We start from the raw sequence: 219 nt of genomic DNA on the forward strand, positions 1-219 counted from the left end.
GGCTGCCACTAATCAGAAGGATTTGACAATACCCCCAGACGGTCATCAGGAATACTATAAGCAGTTGTAGAATATCACATCGTTTTGGGATGACACCTTGATGACCGTTTGGAAACAAATCACCAGACACATGCGTAACACTTTCGGCAACATATTCACACTTACGACTTTCGGGGAGAGCCATGGAGAAGCCGTGGGAGGAGTGGTAGACGGTCTGCC

1 protein-coding gene is annotated in these 219 nt (G+C 47.9%); it reads left to right on the forward strand.

The features are described 5' to 3' along the window. Positions 1-130: 130 nt before the first annotated feature. On the forward strand, positions 131-219 hold an 89-nt coding region (locus QVO99_RS06425; RefSeq protein ID WP_288177013.1), incomplete at its 3' end, for a chorismate synthase.

It is taken from the genome of Prevotella sp. CAG:592, from assembly GCF_000436015.1.
Classification (GTDB): Bacteria; Bacteroidota; Bacteroidia; order Bacteroidales; family Bacteroidaceae; genus Prevotella; species Prevotella pectinovora.